Below are 19,552 nucleotides of genomic sequence, written 5' to 3'. Positions count from 1 at the left end.
CATTGCCTCTACCAACAGATTAGCTACTCTGTGGTTGGATAATGTCCCCAGGAATGCTCACTATGAATAGGAAATTGAGTATCGCCGCAGTTTTCTCCCTGGCTCTGGTTGTAAGCCCGATCTTGCTGGCAGATCCCGGGAAAGGGAAAAGCCACGACAAGGGAGGACAACACGGAAGCCAAGGTCATCAGGGCAACAGCAATGACTGGCACGAAGGGCCTTCCGTCGATTCGGGAGGGGTGCGAGTCATCCTCAATGACAACCGCAATTACTGGAATCCAGGCTCTCCCTTACCGCCAGGTATCCAGAAGAATCTGGCGCGCGGCAAGCCTCTCCCGCCCGGGATTGCGAAGAAGCTGGATAGCCGACTGATCGGGCGACTTCCTCATTACAATGGTTATGAGTGGCAGCAAGCTGGAACTGACCTGCTGCTTGTGGCTATTACTTCAGGTGTCATCTATGAGGTACTACACAATGTGCTCGACTAAGTCCCGTAGACCCATGAATTGGATCTCGTGACCAGGAAACGCTTGAGCCACCTGGTCCCGAGGAAATGTAAGGTGTATCAGGTGGCTCTGTGGGGCGCGGCTGAGACAGGCCCCGTGAACGTCAGCTATGGGTCGGATACGGTCGTTCGCTAATGAACAGCCTTGGGGGCCCAACTCGGCCCCAGGTAACGCACCATTTTCGAAAATACCAGCAATCCTGTGAGGCCAGTCCCTACCATCCCTCACTCAAACTTCACCAACACCACCGTAGCGTTATCCCGCCCCCCATACTCCGCCGCCAGCTGAATCAACCGCTGACTACTCCCCGCCAGACTCTCCCGCCCGGCACCTTCCAGCACCCGCGCCATCTCTTGATGCGGCACACACCCATGAACCCCATCACTGCACAGCATCAGCAAGTCCTCCGGCTGCACCGCCTGCACCCACACCTGCGGCTCCACCCGCGGCGCTGGCCCGATCGCCTGCAATAGCACGTTGCGCGCCGGCAGCCGATCGAAATGCCCGGCGTCCAGCGCCTGCTGGTACCAGGTCTGGTCGCGGCTCAACTGCTCCAGCTCACCGTGGCGATAGCGATACAGGCGGCTATCTCCAACATGAAACGCCAACAACGGCCCACCGGCCTGGGGGCGCCAGATGCCGGTGAGGGTGGTGCCCATGCCGCGACCTTCGCTGAGCTGACGGGTGTGGTTGTGCGCGTACAAACGGGTGTTGACCGCTTCGAGCGCCTCGTGCAGCGCGCTCAGGGCCTGCATCGAGGGCACTTGGCAGGTGGCGTCGGGGTCGCTGGAGGTGTGGGTGACCTGCGCCAAGTTGTGCGTCAGGCAGTCGCGCAGCGACTCCAGGGCCAGGGCGCTGGCCAGGGCACCGGCCTGGTGGCCGCCCATGCCGTCGGCGACGGCCAGCAGCTCCAGGCGTGGGTCGATCAGGAAGTGGTCTTCGTTGTGCTGGCGCACTGGGCCGGTGTCGCTGTGACCGAAGGCGATGCCGCCGCGCAGCAGGCAGGGCGCGGTGGCCATGTGGTTTTGTGGCGCGCTCATGGCTGCTCCTCGAGAAAGGCGCTGCGTTGGGCGGGGTCGGGAATGTGTTCGGCCAGGGTCTGCAACAGCGCCTGGCGGGTGCTGGCGCGGGGCAGGGCACGGCGCATGACGATGCGGGCGATCGGGCCGATCAGGTAGGTCAGGCGCGCTTCGCTGGCCTCCAGGAATGCGGGGTCCAACGCTTCTGGCGTGCCGGGTTGGCTGACCAGGGTGTCTTGGGCTGGCAGTGTTTCGGTCGAGGGCAGCAGCGCTTCGGTGGCGGCGACGAATTGCTCGCGGCCACGCTCGGAGGGGATGTGCGGCAGCAGGGCGCTGCGCAGGCTGGCGAAGTCGTCGGCGCTGGCCAGGCTGCGCTTGATCAGCAAGCGCGCCAGTGGGCCGATCTGTTGCGACAGCAGCGATTCGAGCTGCGGGCGGACCTGGCGTTTCCACGGGGTCAGGGTGTCCGCCGCTTCACTGCTGCTGGTTGGCGAACTGCCCAGGCTGGCGTGGCTGAACGAGGCGGGCATCAGCAGCCGGGTGCGGTCGTCGTCCAGTTCCACGCTTTCCAGTGTCTGTGGGCCGGACAGTGCGTCCAGGGCGTCGAGGAAGTCCTGCGCCGAGGCGAAGCGCTCGTCCGGGCGCTTGGCCAGGGCCTGGCGAATCAGCTGGTCGAACTGCGGGTCGAGGGTCGGGTTCAGACTCGAGGGCGGCACCGGGGTCTGGTTGAGGATCTGCTGCATCACCATGGTCGCGGAACCCGAGAACGGGCGCTCGCCGGTGAGCAACTGGTACAGCACGATGCCTGCCGAGAACACGTCGGAGCGACCATCCACCAGCTCGCCGCAGAACTGCTCGGGCGACATGTAGCTGGGCGTGCCGATCATCGAGCCGGTCTGGGTCAGCACCGAGGTGTCGATGCGGGCGATGCCGAAGTCGGTGACCTTGACCTGGTTGTCGGCGGTGATCAGCAGGTTGGCGGGCTTCACGTCGCGGTGCACCACGCCCTTGGCGTGGGCGTAGTGCAGGGCGCCGAGCAGTTGGCGCATCCAGCCCAGCACCTGGGCCAGCTGGCGCGGCTCCTGGTTCTGCAGGCGGGTGTTGAGGGCGATGCCGTCGACGAACTCCATGGCGATGTAGGCTGCGCCGTCGTCTTCGCCGTAGTCGTACACTGCGACGATATTCGGGTGGCTCAGGCGCCCGGCGGCCTGGGCCTCGTTCTGGAAGCGGCTGAGCAACTGGTGCTGCTGGGCGTCGCCGAGCAGCTCGCGGCGGATGGTCTTGAGCGCCACCACCCGGGCGATGTGCGGGTCGAAGGCTTTGTACACGGTGCCCATGGCACCTTTGCCGAGCACGCTGTCGATGCGGTACTTGCCCAGTTGTTCGAGCATGGTGGGCTCCCGGTTACTCTTCGAGCATCTTCATGGCGCTGACCAGGCTGGTGCGCATGCGCACGAACGATTGGCCCATGCGTGCCAGTTCGTCGTGGCCGCTGACGTCCATCTCCGGCACGTCGTCTTCGCCGAGGCTGACCCGGTCGGCCAGTGCCGACATCGCCCGCAGACGGCGGATGACGAACAGGTGGACCATCACGTTCAGCGCGCAGAACAGGAACACGAACACCCCCAGCAGCGACAGCATGAAGGTGTGCAGCAACTCGCTGGCCCGCTGCAGCGGCACGGCCAGCGGCACCGAGACCAGGCGTGCGCCGATGATCTCGTTGAGCTTCCAGCCGAAGCCGTTGTGCGTGCCGTAGCGGTCGACCACGGTTTTCGGTGCGGTTTCCGGGGAGGTATGGCAGGCCAGACAGGCGGGGTCGGTGATCTGGATCGGCTGGGCGACGAACAGCGCCGGGCCCTTGCCATCGCTGCGCTCGCCGATCAATTCCTGGGTGTCGGGCTTGCCGCGCAACTGTTCGACCACCTCGGTTTCCCAGCCGGTGGCCTTGTTGCGCGGGTTGGTCGGGTTGAGGGTGGCTTCCTTGTAGAGGAAGTCGGGGTAGGTCTTGAGCAGTTGCTGGAGCTGTTCGGTGGCGGCGAACGAGGGGATCGACTGTGGCAGGAATTCGAACTTCAGGCGGTTCTCCAGCAGCGGCACGATCTGTTCGGCGGTGTAGGTGCTGCTGGCGCTGGCGGCGCTCATGAGCATGCGTGCCTTGTCCAATGATTCTTCACGTGCGCTTTTTTGCAGCAGGTAGTTGGCAAATAGGCTGCTGGCGATGAAGCCAACGATGAAGACGGCCAGGAACACCAGGTTGAAGCGTACGGCCAGGGTCAGTTTCATGGGGGCTCCGGGGTGTCAGCGTGTGGCGTTCTTCCGTTCGAATCGGTACAGCGCGGTTTCCCAGTCCAGCGTGCCGCCGAAGCGCTGCACGATGGCCTGGCGGAAGGCCGGATCGGCCAGGCGCGGTGTGAACCGCGTGGCCAGGGATGCGCCGTTGAGCTTGAGGGGGCCGAGCAGCAGCGGGCTGGCGTCGGCGAAGCTGGCTTCACGCAGCTTGTTCAGCGGGTCGGCTGTGAGCTTGCGGGCGGCGACGCTGGGCAGCGGGTCGAAGAAGGCGGGCGGCATCGCGCCGATGAACTCGCCACTGGGGCGACCCGGCGCGCTCACGGGGCCCTGGCCCTTGGCCTGGGCAAATTCTTCGCGGCGCAGCACCTGCCTGGCAGGGTCGCGCGGCTTCTGCCCCGGATCACGGACGCTGACCATGCCGTCTTCGACGAACACTTCGGTGCCGCTGGCGTCGGCATGGATGACGCTGGCGGCCTTGCTCGCATCGAGCGCCAGGTTGGCGGTGCTGACCCGTAGATTGCCTTGGGGTACGCCGCTCAACGGTTGCAGCTTGAGCCAGCCCTGCAGCAGGTTGAGATGGGTGGTGTTGCCAGTGTGTTCCAGATACAGGCGGGTGTGCGGGCCAAGGGCAATGCGTGTGCCGGCCAGTTGGTCGATGAGCACGCCTGTGCTGCCGGCTTCGAGGTAGTCGGCACTCTGTAGGCGGGCGCCGGCGCTGGCTTGGTAGACGCTTGTGGCACGCAGCAGTTGCACGGGCTTTTCCGCCGCGCTGATCACCCCGATATCTGCCGGGGCTGCGAGCAGTGGCGAGAGGTGGAGCAGGCCAGCCATGAGGGGGAGAAGCGCGGTTCTGTTCACGGTTCGGTCATCGTGTGTACGGAAGGGGTAACCCCGGGATGAGCGCAGGCTACCGATTCACGGGGTGCGATGAACGTCAATTTTTTCTATGTATTTCAAGGGGATGTATTGAATGAAATCATGGAATAAAAGGGCGGTGGCGGGTGTTCTCGTTATGGGCGCGCGGGTTATTCGTTGGCATTGCTGGCCCTATCGCGGGACCAGCCCGCTCCCACAGGCACCCCACCGCTTTCAATAACGATGATGAACCTGTGGGAGCGGCGGTTCGCCGTTGCGACTGGTCCCGCGATAGGGCCGGTAGATACAGCGGGAATAAACGGGTGGGCTGGCTTGTTGTGTAGAGGTCCCCATTGATCACAGGCAAAACACCATGCACCCGACCTCATGCACCACCCCGCAACGCCGCCGCGCCTTCCTCGGCGTCTGCGCCCTGGCCGTGCCACTGCTCGCTGGCGCGGCGCCGGCCAGCTTCACCGTCGCGCCGGGCAAGGCCGAGATCTTCGCTGTGCAAGCAGTGGGGGTGCAGGTCTATGACTGCCGGGCCGATGAAACCGGGCAGTTGAAATGGGCATTTCGCGAACCGCTGGCCACCCTCACCCGAGGCGGCAAGACCGTCGGCCACCATTTTGTCGGGCCGTCCTGGGAGATGGACGACGGCAGCCGGGTGACCGGCAAGGTCGTGGCCCAGGCGCCGGGCGCGGGCGAGCAGGATATCGCGCTGTTGCAATTGGAGGTTGCCAGCCACCAGGGGCAGGGCGTGTTGAGTGGAGTGGACGAGGTGCAGCGGCTCGATACCCAGGGTGGCAAGTTCGCCGGAAGCTGCACACAGGAAGGCGCGCTGCACGTTGAACCGTACAGCGCGCGGTATGTGTTTCTGGGGCGGTGATGGAGTGTTCAGGGGTTGATGGATTTCAGTGCCGGCCTCATCGCGGGGCAAGCCCGCTCCTGCAAGGGCCAGTGGCGACCTGTGGGAGCGGGCTTGCCCGCGATAGGGCCGGCACTGACGTCGCGGTCAGAGAATCGACAGCGGGTAGTCGACGATCACCCGGAACTCGTTGACATCTCCTTCGGCCTGGTCGGCATTGCCCCGATGGATCGCCTCGCGAAGGCGCACCGACAGGTCCTTGGCGGGGCCGGACTGCACCACGTACTTGGCTTCGAGGTTGGTCTCATGATGCTTGCCATCCTCGCCATAGCCATAGCCCAGGTACTTGCTGTCCGCGGCCATCTTGCTGCCGTCGATGCCATGGCCGTTGACGTAGCGGGCCATGAAGCTCAACCCCGGCACGCCGAAGGTGTTCATGTCCAGGTCGTAGCGCACCTGCCATGATTTTTCCTCTGGCCCGTTGAAGTCCGAGTACTGGATGGAGTTGGCCAGGAAGATCCCGTCACCGGTGTCTCCCGGGCCGTTGATGCCGAAGGCGACATAGTCGAACGGGGTGTCACCGTGCACTTTCTGGTAGGCCAGGGTGATGGTGTGCGCCGAGAGGAAACTGTACGCGGTGGAGAACGACCAGGTGGTATTGTTGATCGCGCCGGCGTCGGCGCGACCGTCGTCATTGGTGCGGTAGAGGTTGAAGTCGAAGTTCAGCGACTGGTCGTCGGCCAGCGCCAGTATGTAGTTGGCGTTGCCGTAGTACTGGCGCCAGATGTCCTGCAGCTTGGAGCCGTACAGCGACACCGACAGGGCGTCGTTGACTGCGTATTTGCCGCCGATGTAGTCGATGCTGTCAGCCTGGATATTGGCGTAGGAGGCCCACAGGCCATGGTCCCCATTGGTGGTGACCGGGCCGTTGCCGCCGGTGAAGTGGCCCGCTTCCAGATCCAGTCCCTTGATCTCGCTGCTGAGCAAGTTGAAGCCAGTGGCGGTTTGCGGCAGCAGGCGGGTACCGCCGGCGGCGAATACTGGCGCCGTGGGTTGCAAGTCGCCCCAGCGCAGTTCGGTCTTGGAGATGCGCACTTTCAACGCACCACCGGCGCGGCCGTAGTCGTCTTCGGGTGAGCCGTTGTCCCTGACGGGCAGGTTGCCGGTGCCGGAGGTACCCTTGCCGCCGTCGAGCTTGACTGCCAGGTGGCCGAACGCTTCGACGCCGAAGCCCACGGTACCCTGGGTGAAGCCGGAGCTGTAGTTGAGGATGAAACCTTGGGTCCAGTCGCGGCGATCCGGGCCTTGCGACTTGCCATCACGGTTGAAGTAGTAGTTGCGCAGGCGTGCATTCAACTCGCTGCCCTCGATGAATCCCTTGGCTTCGGACTGGCTCGAAACGGCTTCGGCGAATGCGGCTTGCAACGGCGCGCACAGCAACGCCGCGCTCAGCATGGAGAGGCGGAATGGCGACATGTCGTACCCCTTGGTTGGAATTGTTGAGGCAGGTGTCTGGGTAAAGGAATGTAATTGTTGTAAGGGTGTAGCCGGTATTGATGCCGGGCTACTAGTAACAAATGCCGCGCCGCGCATGCCATTGTGTTTCGTTGATAATCGAAATCACGGTTTTTGATTGCAGTATCGAATGACTATGGGGTTAAAGTCGGCCCCGATAAAGTATTCGTGCACTCAGGACATCCCCCCGTGCTAGAGCACCTCCTGGGTGGGCTCCACTTTATCGCCCTTTGGTTGTTTGCCGCCTGGTTTCAGGCGGCTTTTTTATGCCTGGTATTTAATGATGGGTGGCGAAGAGCCATTTTTTTGCGCACTGATTTCAGCGCGCCTGGAAGGGCAGTGGGCAACTTTCCTGCAGCAGAAACAACAAGGCCGGTGACAAAGAATGTCACCGGCCTTGTTGTTTGTCGCGGGCGTTATATCAGCCGATCACACCACCGCTTCGCGGCGGCTGCTGGCAACCTGAGTGTGGCGCAGTGTCGGCAGCAGGAAGGCGATCGACAGCAGGCAGGCACCGACCAGCAGCACGAAGCCGCCGTCCCAACCGAAGTGGTCGACGGTGTAGCCCATCGCGGCACTGGCTGCGACCGAGCCGCCCAGGTAGCCGAACAGGCCCGTGAACCCGGCGGCGGTGCCGGCGGCTTTCTTCGGCGCCAGCTCCAGCGCCTGCAGGCCGATCAGCATCACCGGGCCGTAGATCAGGAAGCCGATGGAGAACAGCGCGATCATGTCGACGGTGGGGTTGCCCGGTGGGTTGAGCCAGTACACCAGGGTGGCGACGGTGACCAGGGCCATGAACACGATGCCGGTCAGGCCGCGATTGCCACGGAAGATCTTGTCCGACATCCAGCCGCACAGCAGGGTGCCGGGGATGCCTGCCCACTCGTAGAAGAAGTAGGCCCAGGAGGTCTTGTCGACGGTGAAGTGCTTGGCCTCCTTGAGGTAGGTCGGCGCCCAGTCGAGCACGCCGTAGCGCAGCAGGTAGACGAACACGTTGGCCAGGGCGATGTACCAGAGCATCTTGTTGCGCAGCACGTACTTGACGAAGATCTGCTTGGCGCTGAATTCCTGTTCGTGGCTGGCGTCGTAGCCTTCGGGGTAGTCGTTCTTGTACTCCTCGATCGGCGGCAGGCCCACCGATTGCGGGGTGTCGCGCATGGTGACGAAGGCGAACACGGCCACCAGCACCGCCACGGCGGCCGGTACATAGAAGGCAGCATGCCAGTCGTTGGTCCAGCCCAGCCCAAGGATGAACAGCGGGCCAATCAGGCCGCCACCCACGTTATGTGCCACGTTCCACACCGACACCACGCCGCCGCGCTCCTTCTGCGACCACCAGTGCACCATGGTCCGTCCGCTCGGCGGCCAGCCCATGCCCTGGGCCCAGCCGTTGATGAACAGCAGGATGAACATGATGGTGACGCTGGAGGTGGCCCAGTGCGCGAATCCGAACACGAACATCACCGCAGCCGACACCAGCAGGCCGAAGGGCAGGAAGTAACGGGGGTTGGAGCGGTCGGACACCAGGCCCATGAGGAACTTGGACAGGCCGTAGGCAATGGCGATGGCCGAGATTGCCAGGCCGAGCTGGCCGCGGGTGTAGCCTTCCTCGTCGATCAGGTAAGGCATGGCCAGGGAGAAGTTCTTGCGCAGCAGGTAATAGCCTGCATAACCGAAGAAGATGCCGGCGAAGATCTGCCAGCGCAGGCGGCGATAGGTACTGTCGACCTGTTCAGCGGGCAGCGGCGCCCGGTGCACGGCGGGGCGGAAGAAGGCAAACATCGGGGTACTCCAACGTTGTTGTTTTATCTGCGAAAGCGAATATTACATTTTCGTTACAGAAAAAAATATCGCTTTCACAGGCTGGAGTGTTGCTTTGCGAACGCTCCGTCAGATCGTGATCAGGGACGGGGTCTGGCTGTTGGGGGTGGCGATGTCGCTGCGTTTGCTGGAGGCATCGGTGGTGGTGCTGGGCGGGTAGGCTTGGCGGTTTAGGCGCGGCAGGGATGAGCTGGCGCCAGATTTGAAGGCCATGGCGGGTGTGGTTCAAAACCTCAAGGCCAGCCATCACCCTGTGGGGGCGGGCTGGCCTTGATTTAGCGCATCACTGATTACGCGTCACCCGCCACACAGTATTGGCCAGGTCGTCGGCGATGATCAGCGCGCCTTTCGGGTCCACTGTCACCCCCACCGGGCGGCCGCGGGTCTTGCCATCCTCACCCCGGAAACCGGTAGCGAAGTCGATTGGCTCACCCGCTGGCTTGCCGTTGCTGAACGGCACGAAGATCACCTTGTAGCCGACAGGATTGGGCCGGTTCCAGCTGCCGTGCTCGCCTACGAATACACCGTTGGCGAACTGTTCGCCCATCGCCGGCAGGGAGAAATCCACGCCCAGTGCGGCGACGTGCGAACCCAGGCTGTAGTCCGGCTTGATCGCGGCAGCGACTTTCTCCGGGTTCTGCGGTTGCGCGCGGGTATCGACGTTCTGCCCCCAGTAGCTCCAGGGCCAACCGTAGAAGGCCCCTTCGCGCACCGACGTCAGGTAGTCCGGCACCAGGTCCGGCCCCAGCTCGTCGCGTTCGTTGACCACCGCCCACAGTTGCCCCGAATCAGGCTGGATGGTCAGCGCCGTCGGGTTGCGCAGGCCGGTCGCGTAGGGTTTGTGGGCGCCGGTCTGGGCGTCGATCTGCCAGACCATCGCGCGGTCGATCTCCACTTCCATGCCGCGCTCGGTGATGTTGCTGTTCGAGCCGATGCCCACATACAGGTAGCGACCGTCCGGGCTGATGGTCAGCGCCTTGGTCCAGTGGTGGTTGATCGCCGAGGGCAGCTCGGTGAGCGTGGTCGGCGGGCCGTCGGCCTTGGTCTGGCCGTCCTGGTAATCGAAGCGCACCAGCGCATCCTGATTGGCCACGTACAGCTTGCCATCGGCAAACGCCAGGCCGTAGGGGGCGTTGAGGTTGTCGGCGAACACCGTCTGCACTTCGTAGCGGCCGTCGCCATCGGCATCGCGCAGCAGGGTGAGGCGATTGCCGCTTTTGACCTGGGTGTTGCCCTTGGCCTTGATCTGGCTGGCGATCACGTCCTTGGGCTTGAGCTTGGCGGCACTGCCGCCACGGCCTTCTGCCACGATGATGTCGCCGTTGGGCAGGATCAGCGTCTGGCGCGGGATCTTCAGGTCGGTGGCGATGGCGGTGATGCTGTAGCCGTCCGGCACCTTGGGTTTCTGCTCGCCCCACTGCGCCGGTTCGGCGATCTTCATGCTCGGTAACAAGCCACGTTCGGGGGCCGGAAGTTTCGGGTCGGGGCCGCGGGCCTGGGTGGCATCGCCTTCACCACCGCAGGCGGCCAGCAGCAGGCTCATGCTCAGGATCGACAGCGCAAGGGGCGTCTTCATGCAGCACCTCCCGAGCGCAGGTTGGTCAGGCCAATCCAGGTGGCGATGCAGGCCAGCACGCTGACGATCACCGACAGCACCAGCCCCGAGGGCATGACCGCCCAGGCATCCTTGGCGTGCTCGAAGGCGTTGACCAGCCCCAGCAGCCAGGTCACCACCAACAGCAGCACGTACAGCACCGGGCGACCGGCCTTGCGCTCGGCGCGCACCAGGTTGGCCAACGCGAACAGCACGGCCAGGCCGCAGAACAGCAGCCCTCCGGCGATGAGCCAGGCGGCGAAGTTGCTCCACTGGATCTGGAAGGTCTGGTAGTAGGCGATGTCGCTGATCAGTGCCCCGAGAAACAGCGGCACGGTGCCCGCCAGCAGGGTCGCATGCAGCGGCCCGGGCGTGCACCGGTAGGGGTCGTGGACGGTCGTGGTCATGGCGGCTCCTTGTCGTTGGCGATGAAAGCCAGCGATTTTTACGCTGGCTGCGCCTAGGGAAGGATCGCGCGGCTGGTCGGTTGGTTCAGTGCAATTTCGCGTTCAAGTATTTTGCTCGCGTACCAGTTGCCCGTTTCGGTCCAGGTGATAACGCTGAAGATCGCGCGCCAGTATCAAGCAACCGTCGTAGTGGGTCTGGGCTTCGGCGTGGATGTCGTCGATGCACGGGCTGCGCCGTGGATCGCCCTGGTAGCGCGCGCTGAAGTGCGTGAGCACGAGATTCCTCACCCCGGCGGCCTGGGCGAAGCGCGCGACCGCCTCGGCGCTGCTGTGTCCGAAGCTGACACCGGTGCGTTCGATCAGTGGCTGGGTGAAGGTCGCTTCGTGCACCAGTACATCCGCGTCCCTGGCAACCTCTGCCAACAGCTCGGGGCGATCGTTGTCGCCGCAGACGATGACCCGTCGCGCCGGCCGGGAGGCGCGCAGGTAGTGCTGTGGATCGAGCGTGCGGCCCTCGTGAACCACGGCAGTGCCCTTGGCCAGTTCGCCCCACAACGGGCCGCGCGGGATGCCGTCGGCCTCCAGGCGCTGGATGTCCAGGCGGGGCTCGGGGTTGTTCTCGGTGAACACATAGCCACGGCTCGGCACCCGATGGGACAGCTCGACCGCATTGACCTGCAGGCTGGTGTTGCTCCAGATGCCGAAGGTTTCGGCCGCGTGCAGGCGCAGCTCGAAGGGCAGGTAGGTGTCGCTGACCGACAGGCTCAGGCGCACCCAGTCGTGCAGGGCAGTTGGCAGGATCAACTCGAGTGGCTCGCTGCGCCCGGACATGCCGGCGCTGGCCAGCAGGCCGGGCAGGCCGAAGCAGTGATCGCCATGTACGTGGGTGATGAAGATCGCGCGCAGGTCGCGGACCGATAACGGTGTGTGCAGGAGCTGGTGCTGGGTGGCCTCGCCGCAGTCGACCAGATACCAGCCGCTGCCGCTCGTGTCGATGACGGCCGTTGCGCTGACATTGCGCGCCTTGGTGGGCGCTCCGGCGCTGGTGCCCAGGAACAGCAGGTCCATATGAAATGCTTCCAGAGAGTGTCGGCCTATTCTAAGGCGCGACACACCGGTGGGCACAACCCGGGTTAGGCGCTGTGTCAGGCAAAGCTGCCGGTCTGCACCGCGCCACTGCGCCGGTAATGGGCGAGCAGTACCCCGCGTGGCGTGCTCAGGGACTCGACCAGGCTCAGCGCTGCCGGTTGCGCGTTGTCTGCGAACAGCCGCTTGCCGTGCCCGAGCATCACCGGGTTGATCAACAGGCGCAGCTCGTCCACCAACCCGGCAGTTAACAGTTGCTGCACCAGTTCGGCGCTGCCTTGGGTGAGCAGCGCCGGGCCGTCCTGCTGCTTGAGCGCGCCGACGGCCTGGATCACATCAGCGCCCAGGGCGCGGCTGTTTTGCCAGTCGAGGGTGTCAGGGTGGTGGGTGGCGACGTGCTTGGGCACCTTGTTGAACAGCTCGGCCATGGGCGCGTTGTCCGAGTCGGCGTCTACCTTGGGCCAGTAGCCGGCAAAGATGTCGTAGGTACGCCGCCCCAGCAGCAGTTCGAAGGGCTGGCTGAACAGCGTCTGCATGGCCCGGCCAAAGGTCTCGTCGGCATAGGGCACGAGCCAGCCGCCAAAACCGAAGCCCTGGCTGGTGTCTTCCTGCGGGCCGCCAGGGGCCTGCATGACGCCGTCCAGGCTGACGAACGCGGCAACGATGAGTGTGCGCATGGGGATGTCCTCGCGAGGGGTGTTCGGGGCAGTGGAAGAATAGGTCACTGCGGTTCCTGAACATTGGTCGAACGGGCAAGGCGTGAATCGACAGCCCATTTGTTACCCGCGGCGATCAGTCCCGCCTTTGGCATAAGCACGGCCTTGCAGGTGCGTTATAGTCCGGCGCGTGAACCCTTTCCCCACAGGAGTGCCGCCCGTGACCGAGTACACTGCGTTCAAGGTCGAACTGACCGACAACATCGCCCATGTACAGATCAATCGCCCGGAAAAAATCAACGCGATGAACGCGGCCTTCTGGGAGGAAATCGTCGAGATCTTCCAGTGGATCGACGACACCGAGGCGGTGCGGGCGGTGGTTGTCAGCGGCGCGGGCAAGCATTTTTCCTCGGGGATCGACCTGATGATGCTGGCCTCGCTGGCCGGCCAGATGGGCAAGGACGCCGGCCGCAATGCGCGCCTGCTGCGCCGCACCATCCTGCGCCTGCAAAGCTCGTTCACGGCTGTCGACAAGTGCCGCAAGCCGGTGCTGGCGGCGATTCAGGGCTATTGCATCGGCGGGGCCATCGACCTGGTGTCGGCGTGCGACATGCGCTATTGCAGCGTTGATGCGCAGTTCTCGATCAAGGAAATCGACATGGGCATGGCCGCCGATGTCGGCACCCTGCAACGTTTGCCACGTATCATCGGCGACGGCATGATGCGTGAGCTGGCCTACACCGGGCGTATGATCGACGCCACCGAGGCATTGCGCATCGGCCTGGTCAACCGGGTCTATGACGACCAGGCTGCATTGCTCGACGGGGTCTTTGCCATCGCCCGGGAAATTGCAGGAAAATCGCCCATCGCCGTGGCCGGCACCAAGGAAATGATCAGCTACATGCGCGACCATCGTATCGACGATGGCCTGCAGTACATCGCCACCTGGAACGCCGCCATGCTGCAGTCAGAAGACCTGCGGGTCGCGGTGGCGGCCCACATGAACAAACAGAAACCGACGTTCGCCGACTGACTTCCCGACGGCGCACGCGCCTGAAGGGATCCGAACATGTCAGCACGCTGGACTACCGCAGTACTCGACCCGCAGAACGCTGGCGGCCTGGCCGTCGCCCGCAGCCCTGCGGGGTTCCTGGTGGACGACAACGGTGCGTTGTTCCCGCGGGACTGGCTCAAGCGCCAGGAGCTGGACGTGCTCTGCGAGCACGGTATCGGTCATTTCGACGGCGAACCGGTGTTCCTCCTGGAGCTGCGCACTGCCAGCGAACTGCCGGGCATGAGCTGGCGCGGCCTGCGCCAGTTCATGCTCGAAGGCGACTTCGACACCTACAAGCTGCTGGGTTACGCCGCACAGATCGGCACCTGGGCGCGCGAGCATCGTTTCTGCGGCAGCTGCGGCCAGCCGATGACGCAGATTCGCTGGGAGCGGGCGATGCATTGCCAGCCCTGCGACCTGCGCAGCTACCCGCGCATCTCGCCCAGCATGATCGTGCTGGTGACCCGTGGCGACGAAATCCTGCTGGCGCGCTCGCCGCGCTTCGTCACCGGGGTCTACAGCACCCTGGCCGGCTTTGCCGAACCAGGCGAGTCGGCGGAAAATTGCCTGGTGCGCGAAGTGCGCGAGGAAGTGGCGGTGCAGGTCAAGAATATCCAGTACGTGGGCAGCCAGTGCTGGCCGTTCCCACATTCGATGATGCTGGGCTTCCACGCCGAGTACGCCGGCGGCGAGATCGTCATGCAGCCTGACGAGATCGAGGATGCCCAGTGGTTCAGCGTGCACGACCTGCCGCCATTGCCCGCTGGGCGCTCCATCGCCCGTTACCTGATCGACCTGTACGTGGCGCGGCGTCTGGGGCTGGCAGAGCCGGTGCTGCCGACCTGATCAGGGTTGTTCCGCGTGCAACCGCGACGGGGTTGTCATCGGGGTAAGTCCAGATGAGGGCTGGGCCGGTGCTCAGGCCTGGCCGAACCAGTGCTGCCAGGCCAGGCGCACGGTCAGCGCCAGCACCACGGTGATGAACACCGGACGAATGAACTTGCTACCGCCGCTGATCGCGGTGCGGGCGCCGAAGAACGCACCAATCATCACCGACACGCCCATGGCCAGGCCGACGATGTAGTCCACTTGCCCGGAAATCACGAACACCGTCAGCGCCGCGATGTTGCTGACGAAGTTCATGCTGCGCGCCACACCACTGGCACGTACCAGGTCGATGGGGTAGAGCAGCAATGTGCTTACCGTCCAGAACGCACCCGTGCCGGGGCCTGCTACGCCGTCGTAGAAACCAAGGCTGAAACCCTGGGGGAACTGCCATTTTTTCCTGATCGGTGCATCGGCATCCAGCGGCGCCTTGGGGGTGCCGCCGAACAGCAGGTACACGCCACAGGCGAAGACGATCACCGGCAGCATCTTGTTCAGCCATTCGGCGGGCATGTAGTGCGCGATCACCGCGCCGATCAGCGCGCCACTCAGGGTGCCGACGATCGCCAGGCGCCACTGCGCCGGGTGGAACAGCTTGCGCCGGTAGTAGGTGAACCCGGCGGTGGCCGAGCCGAAGGTCGAGCTGAGCTTGTTGGTGCCCAGCACCAAGTGCGGCGGCATGCCGGCGGTGAGCAGGGCGGGGGTGGTGAGCAGGCCGCCGCCACCGGCAATGGCATCGATGAAACCGGCGACGAAGGCCACTGCGGCGAGGATCAGCAGGGTAAGCGGTTCTACGGTGAGTTCGAAGGGCATGGGACGGCTTTCAGGCTACAGGCGAGGGCGCGGCAAAAGGTCACGCCAGAGGCTGCACATGGTAGTCCTCGGGGCGCGCCCTTGCCAGAGTCGCTAGCTGGAGCTTGGGGATCCGTCGTGCCTAGCCTTGCGCAAACAACTCGCTGATCACCCGGCGCAACCACACACTGCGTGGCGCCTGCTGGAAGCGTGCGTGCCAGAACTGCTTGAGGTCGTAGCACGGGATCTCCACCGGCGGCTCGACGATCTGCACGTTCACGGTATCCAGGTACAGATTGGCCACGGTGCGTGGCAGCACCACCACCAGGTCGGATTGCTCGATGATCGAGGGCACGCTCATGTAGTGCGAGGTCTCGAGCACGATGTTGCGCTTGATCCCCGCTTCGTTCAGGTGCGCCTCGAACATTTCCTGGCGGCGGCTGCCGTCGCGCACCTGCAGGTGCTCCATGCGGGCGAAATCTTCGAGCGCCAGGCGCTCGCGGGCCAGTGGGTGGCCGCGGCGCAGCATGCAGGTGAGGTCGTGGGAGAACAGCCGTTGCTGATAGATGTTGGGGGCCGTGAGGTCGGGGAAGTAACCCAGCACGGCATCGACCTTGCCATCATGCAGGCTGTCGGTGAGCGCATCGGGTGCCAGGCTGAGCGTGCGCAGGCGAATGCGTGGCGCGAGCTGGCGCAGCTTCTGGAACAACGGCGGCAGGAACACCACCTCGCCGATCTCGCTCAGGCAGAACACGAACTCGTCTTCGGCGGTGGCAGGGTCGAAGGTTGGGCTGCTGAGGATGTCGCGGTCGATGATTTCGATGACTTCGCGGGTGCGCTCGATGATGCCCTGGGCCCGTGGCGTGGCCTCCATGCCGGCACCGGAGCGGATGAACAGCGGATCCTGCAGCGAATGGCGCAGGCGGGCGAGGGCGGCGCTGGCGGCGGGCTGGCTGATACCCAGCTGTTTCGCCGCAGCGGTGACGTTGCCGGTTTCGTAGACGGCCAGCAGGACGCGAAGCAGATTGAGATCGGTGCGCATCTCTATAACCAAATCAAATAGTGCGAATAAAGAGAATTAGCTTCTGCGATTAAGCGCCGGTTGCGAGGATGAGTCCAGACAAAAATAAAACCAAGGGACTCCACCCATGATCAACCTGCACGATATCCGCTACGTGCGCCTGGGTACCGCCAACCTGGATGATGCACGCCGCTACGCGACGCAGATCCTCGGTCTGCAGGTGGCCCGCGAGGCCAACGGTGCGGTGTATTTTCGCTCCGACAGCCGCGATCACACCCTGTGCTACTACGAGGGCGACCCGCGCGAAACCACAACCGCCTTTGAGGTCACCAGCAGCGACGAGCTGGAGCACGCCGCCGTGCTGCTCGAACGCAATGCCTTCAGCGTGGTGCACGGCTCGCGCGAAGACGCCGAGGTGCGCCACGTCAACGAGCTGATCCGTTTCAAGGACCCCAGCGGCAACAACATCGAACTGGTGTTGCGCCCCCACGCCAGCGGCAGCCGCTACTTCCCCAGCCGCGACGCTGGTATCACCGGCTTCAGCCATATCGGACTGCGCACCACCGACGCCCGCCGCGACGAGGATTTCTGGACCCGCCTGGCCAACGCACGGGTCAGCGACCGCATCGGCGAGGCGCCGCTGCTGCGTATCGACGAGGTGCACCACAAGATCGCGCTGTTCCCCTCCAGCCACGCCGGGGTGCAGCACATCAATCACCAGGTCGAGAGCATCGACGACCTGATGCGCGCCTACTACTTCCTGCGTGAGCGCAACATCAAGATCCTCTTCGGCCCGGGTCGGCATCCGACCTCGGGTGCGGTGTTCCTGTACTTCGAAGGGCCGGACGGCATGACCTACGAGTATTCCACCGGGGTCAGCCACATCCGCGCCGAAGACGACTCCAGCCATCAGCCACGGCAGTTCCCCGGCGTATCGTCGTCGTACTGCGCCTGGGGTTCTAAACCCGATATCCCGGAGTTCAAGGCATGAGCGGCCAGCCGATTGCCAGCCAGGCGCAGCAACGCCAGGTGCGCATGGCGGCCCGCGCGCTGGGCCGCGCCGGCCTGGCGCATGCCTACGGGCATTGCAGCCTGCGCCTGGACGCCGAGTACTTCCTGGTCTGTGCAGCGCGCCCGATGGGCCTGATCGGCGTGGGCGAGCCGGGCACCGTGGTGCCGGTCCATGGGCCGCTGCCAGACGGCGTGCTGGGCGAGGTGCGTATCCACCAACAGCTCTACCGCCGCCGCGCCGACCTGGGCGCAGTGATCCGCAGCATGCCGGCGCAGGTGATGGCGCTGTCCTGCGCCGGTCTCACGCCACTGCCGCGGCACGGCATGGGCAGTTACTTCCAACCGTCGTTACCGCTGTGGGACGACGTCCAGTTGCTGCGTGACGACGCCCAGGCCAGCGCGCTGGCTGAGCTGTTCGGCCAAGGCAAGGCCCTGGCCATGCGCGGTAACGGTGCCATCGTCGCCGGCGATTCGCTGGTCGAGGCCCTGACCCTGACTTGGTACCTGGAGGACGCCGCGCGCATCGAGCTGCAACTGCAGGCCGCAGGCCTGGCCGAGCGCGGCCCGTTGCTCGATGCCCAGGCCTGCGCGCAACGCGCCACCCGTGGCGGGCGGATCTACGAGCGGATGTGGGAATACCTCACTGCCGGCGATCCGGAAGCCAGCGATACCGTATTCGAATAAAAAACAGAGGACTACCGATCATGCCTGCGCAAGCGTTTCGTCATTTCATCAATGGCGAGTGGGTCAGCAGTGCCCGCACCTTCGAAAACCGCAACCCTGCCGACAACAGTGTCATCGGCCTCGTCCACGAAGCGGGGCAGGCCGAAGTCGATGCCGCCGTGGCCGCTGCCCGTGCCGCCCTCAAAGGCCCTTGGGGGACGATGACGGTCGCCCAGCGTACTGCGCTGCTGCACAAGGTCGCCGAGGGCATCGAGCGTCGCCACGCCGAGTTCGTCGCGGCCGAAGTGGCCGATACCGGCAAGCCTGCACACCTGGCCGGGCACCTCGACATCCCGCGCGGTGCGGCCAACTTCAAGGTGTTCGCCGACCTGATCCGCAACGTACCAACCGAAAGCTTCGTGATGGACACCCCGGACGGCGGCAAGGCGGTCAACTACGCCGTGCGAGCACCGCGCGGTGTGATCGGCGTGGTCTGCCCCTGGAACCTGCCGCTGCTGCTGATGACCTGGAAGGTCGGCCCGGCCCTGGCCTGCGGCAACACCGTGGTGGTCAAGCCATCCGAAGAAACCCCGGCCACTGCCACGCTGCTGGGCGAGGTGATGAACGAGGCCGGTGTGCCGCCGGGCGTGTACAACGTGGTGCATGGCTTTGGCGCCGATTCGGCGGGGGCTTTCCTGACCTCGCACCCGGATGTCGATGGCGTGACCTTCACCGGCGAGACCGGGACTGGCGAGGTCATCATGAAGGCTGCGGCCAAGGGCATTCGCCCGGTCTCGCTGGAGCTGGGCGGCAAGAATGCCGGCATCGTCTTTGCCGACGCCGACCTTGAGAAAGCGGTCAAGGGGCTGGGGCGTGCAGTGTTCGAGAACAGTGGGCAGGTGTGCCTGGGGACTGAACGCATCTACGTGCAGCGGCCATTGTTCGAGCGCTTCGTCGAGGCCTTCAAGGCGCACGCCGCGAGCATCGTGGTGGGCGATCCGAACGCCCATGGCACCACCATGGGGCCGCTGATTTCCCTCGGCCATCGCGAGAAGGTGCTGTCCTACGCCCGCCAGGCTGTGGACGATGGCGCCACCGTGGTGTGCGGCGGCGGCATTCCCCAGGTGCCGGCGCACCTGGCCGAAGGCGCCTGGTTCGAACCGACCATCTGGACCGGCTTGCCGGAAACCTCGGCGGTGATCCGCGAAGAGATCTTCGGCCCCTGCTGCCACATCGCGCCGTTCGACACCGAGGAAGAGGCCGTGGCCCTGGCCAACGATACCCCTTACGGGCTGGCTGCCAGTGTCTGGACCCGCGACCTGCAGGTCGCCCACCGCTTGGGCAGCGCGCTGGATGTTGGCATCTGCTGGATCAACGCGTGGTTCCTGCGCGATCTGCGCACCGCTTTCGGCGGCGCCAAGCAGTCGGGCATCGGCCGTGAGGGGGGTGTGCACTCGCTGGAGTTCTACACCGAATTGCGCAACGTCTGCGTCCGCCTGTGAGGAGCACT

Annotated in this window: 19 protein-coding genes; 7 read left to right on the top strand and 12 right to left on the bottom strand. The window is 64.6% G+C overall.

All coding sequences use genetic code 11. The features are described 5' to 3' along the window. Positions 1-53 precede the first annotated feature (53 nt). The gene (locus ACNFHO_RS24015; protein ID WP_414155771.1) at positions 54-488 is read left to right on the top strand and encodes an anti-virulence regulator CigR family protein; all 435 of its coding nucleotides are present in this window, start codon (positions 54-56) and stop codon (positions 486-488) included. 242 nt (positions 489-730) lie between these two features. Here ACNFHO_RS24015 and ACNFHO_RS24010 read toward each other — a convergent pair whose 3' ends face one another. From ACNFHO_RS24010 to ACNFHO_RS23995, 4 genes are read right to left on the bottom strand one after another with little or no spacing between them, the layout of a single operon-like run. Beyond that, entirely contained in the window at positions 731-1,546 is an 816-nt protein-coding gene (locus tag ACNFHO_RS24010; RefSeq protein ID WP_416767558.1) for a PP2C family protein-serine/threonine phosphatase, read from the bottom strand. Beyond that, a complete protein-coding gene (locus ACNFHO_RS24005) occupies positions 1,543-2,916 on the bottom strand; it encodes a serine/threonine-protein kinase (protein ID WP_416767556.1) in 1,374 nt (457 codons plus the stop codon). The genes ACNFHO_RS24010 and ACNFHO_RS24005 overlap by 4 nt, the downstream gene beginning before the upstream one ends. Positions 2,917-2,929: 13 nt before the next feature. Further along, positions 2,930-3,808, bottom strand: coding sequence for a c-type heme family protein (locus ACNFHO_RS24000; protein WP_081255285.1), 879 nt, complete (start codon positions 3,806-3,808; stop codon positions 2,930-2,932). 15 nt (positions 3,809-3,823) lie between these two features. Beyond that, the gene (locus ACNFHO_RS23995; protein WP_416767555.1) at positions 3,824-4,645 is read right to left on the bottom strand and encodes a hypothetical protein; all 822 of its coding nucleotides are present in this window, start codon (positions 4,643-4,645) and stop codon (positions 3,824-3,826) included. Positions 4,646-5,042: 397 nt separating this feature from the next. Between ACNFHO_RS23995 and ACNFHO_RS23990 the strand changes: the two genes are divergently transcribed. Next, on the top strand, positions 5,043-5,558 hold the full coding sequence (locus ACNFHO_RS23990) for a DUF3455 domain-containing protein (protein ID WP_416767553.1): 516 nt from the start codon (positions 5,043-5,045) through the stop codon (positions 5,556-5,558). 126 nt (positions 5,559-5,684) lie between these two features. Here ACNFHO_RS23990 and ACNFHO_RS23985 read toward each other — a convergent pair whose 3' ends face one another. The 6 genes from ACNFHO_RS23985 to ACNFHO_RS23960 all read right to left on the bottom strand — a co-directional run bounded on the left by ACNFHO_RS23985 (position 5,685) and on the right by ACNFHO_RS23960 (position 12,637). Beyond that, positions 5,685-7,013 (bottom strand): OprD family porin, encoded by a 1,329-nt coding sequence (locus tag ACNFHO_RS23985; RefSeq protein ID WP_416767552.1) that lies wholly within the window; start codon positions 7,011-7,013, stop codon positions 5,685-5,687. A gap of 468 nt (positions 7,014-7,481) precedes the next feature. Continuing rightward, positions 7,482-8,834, bottom strand: a complete 1,353-nt coding sequence (gene glpT, locus ACNFHO_RS23980) for a glycerol-3-phosphate transporter (protein ID WP_063545483.1) — start codon at positions 8,832-8,834, stop codon at positions 7,482-7,484. Positions 8,835-9,156: 322 nt separating this feature from the next. After that, on the bottom strand, positions 9,157-10,449 hold the full coding sequence (locus tag ACNFHO_RS23975) for a PQQ-dependent sugar dehydrogenase (protein ID WP_416767551.1): 1,293 nt from the start codon (positions 10,447-10,449) through the stop codon (positions 9,157-9,159). Further along, positions 10,446-10,874 (bottom strand): DUF2231 domain-containing protein, encoded by a 429-nt coding sequence (locus ACNFHO_RS23970; protein ID WP_054892136.1) that lies wholly within the window; start codon positions 10,872-10,874, stop codon positions 10,446-10,448. The genes ACNFHO_RS23975 and ACNFHO_RS23970 overlap by 4 nt, the downstream gene beginning before the upstream one ends. A 102-nt stretch (positions 10,875-10,976) precedes the next feature. Next, complete coding sequence (locus tag ACNFHO_RS23965) at positions 10,977-11,942, bottom strand: ribonuclease Z (RefSeq protein WP_416767550.1); 966 nt, start codon at positions 11,940-11,942, stop codon at positions 10,977-10,979. Between the two features lie 77 nt (positions 11,943-12,019). Continuing rightward, a complete protein-coding gene (locus ACNFHO_RS23960) occupies positions 12,020-12,637 on the bottom strand; it encodes a dihydrofolate reductase family protein (protein ID WP_416767549.1) in 618 nt (205 codons plus the stop codon). Between the two features lie 199 nt (positions 12,638-12,836). Between ACNFHO_RS23960 and ACNFHO_RS23955 the strand changes: the two genes are divergently transcribed. Both ACNFHO_RS23955 and nudC read left to right on the top strand, forming a co-directional pair. Beyond that, on the top strand, positions 12,837-13,649 hold the full coding sequence (locus ACNFHO_RS23955) for a crotonase/enoyl-CoA hydratase family protein (protein WP_416767548.1): 813 nt from the start codon (positions 12,837-12,839) through the stop codon (positions 13,647-13,649). 36 nt (positions 13,650-13,685) lie between these two features. After that, positions 13,686-14,516, top strand: a complete 831-nt coding sequence (nudC, locus tag ACNFHO_RS23950; protein ID WP_416767547.1) for an NAD(+) diphosphatase — start codon at positions 13,686-13,688, stop codon at positions 14,514-14,516. A gap of 72 nt (positions 14,517-14,588) precedes the next feature. Here the strand turns inward: nudC and ACNFHO_RS23945 are convergent, their stop codons facing one another. Beyond that, entirely contained in the window at positions 14,589-15,368 is a 780-nt protein-coding gene (locus tag ACNFHO_RS23945) for a TSUP family transporter (protein ID WP_112898686.1), read from the bottom strand. Positions 15,369-15,489: 121 nt separating this feature from the next. Beyond that, positions 15,490-16,389: a LysR family transcriptional regulator gene (locus tag ACNFHO_RS23940; protein ID WP_063545475.1), complete on the bottom strand. Its 900-nt coding sequence runs from the start codon at positions 16,387-16,389 to the stop codon at positions 15,490-15,492. A gap of 106 nt (positions 16,390-16,495) precedes the next feature. Here ACNFHO_RS23940 and ACNFHO_RS23935 point away from each other — a divergent pair, with 106 nt between their 5' ends. Genes ACNFHO_RS23935 through ACNFHO_RS23925 form a run of 3 tightly spaced genes read left to right on the top strand, consistent with a single transcriptional unit; the run spans position 16,496 to position 19,544 of the window. After that, positions 16,496-17,359: a VOC family protein gene (locus ACNFHO_RS23935; protein ID WP_112898684.1), complete on the top strand. Its 864-nt coding sequence runs from the start codon at positions 16,496-16,498 to the stop codon at positions 17,357-17,359. After that, the gene (locus ACNFHO_RS23930) at positions 17,356-18,063 is read left to right on the top strand and encodes a class II aldolase/adducin family protein (RefSeq protein WP_416767544.1); all 708 of its coding nucleotides are present in this window, start codon (positions 17,356-17,358) and stop codon (positions 18,061-18,063) included. The genes ACNFHO_RS23935 and ACNFHO_RS23930 overlap by 4 nt, the downstream gene beginning before the upstream one ends. Before the next feature lie 20 nt (positions 18,064-18,083). Further along, positions 18,084-19,544, top strand: coding sequence for a 2-hydroxymuconic semialdehyde dehydrogenase (locus ACNFHO_RS23925; protein ID WP_416767543.1), 1,461 nt, complete (start codon positions 18,084-18,086; stop codon positions 19,542-19,544). Positions 19,545-19,552 lie beyond the last annotated feature (8 nt).

This window comes from Pseudomonas sp. NY15374 (assembly GCF_048068255.1).
Taxonomy (GTDB): Bacteria; Pseudomonadota; Gammaproteobacteria; order Pseudomonadales; family Pseudomonadaceae; genus Aquipseudomonas; species Aquipseudomonas machongensis.
Note: the sequence above shows the minus strand (reverse complement) of the source record. Positions and strands in the feature narration are given on the sequence as shown.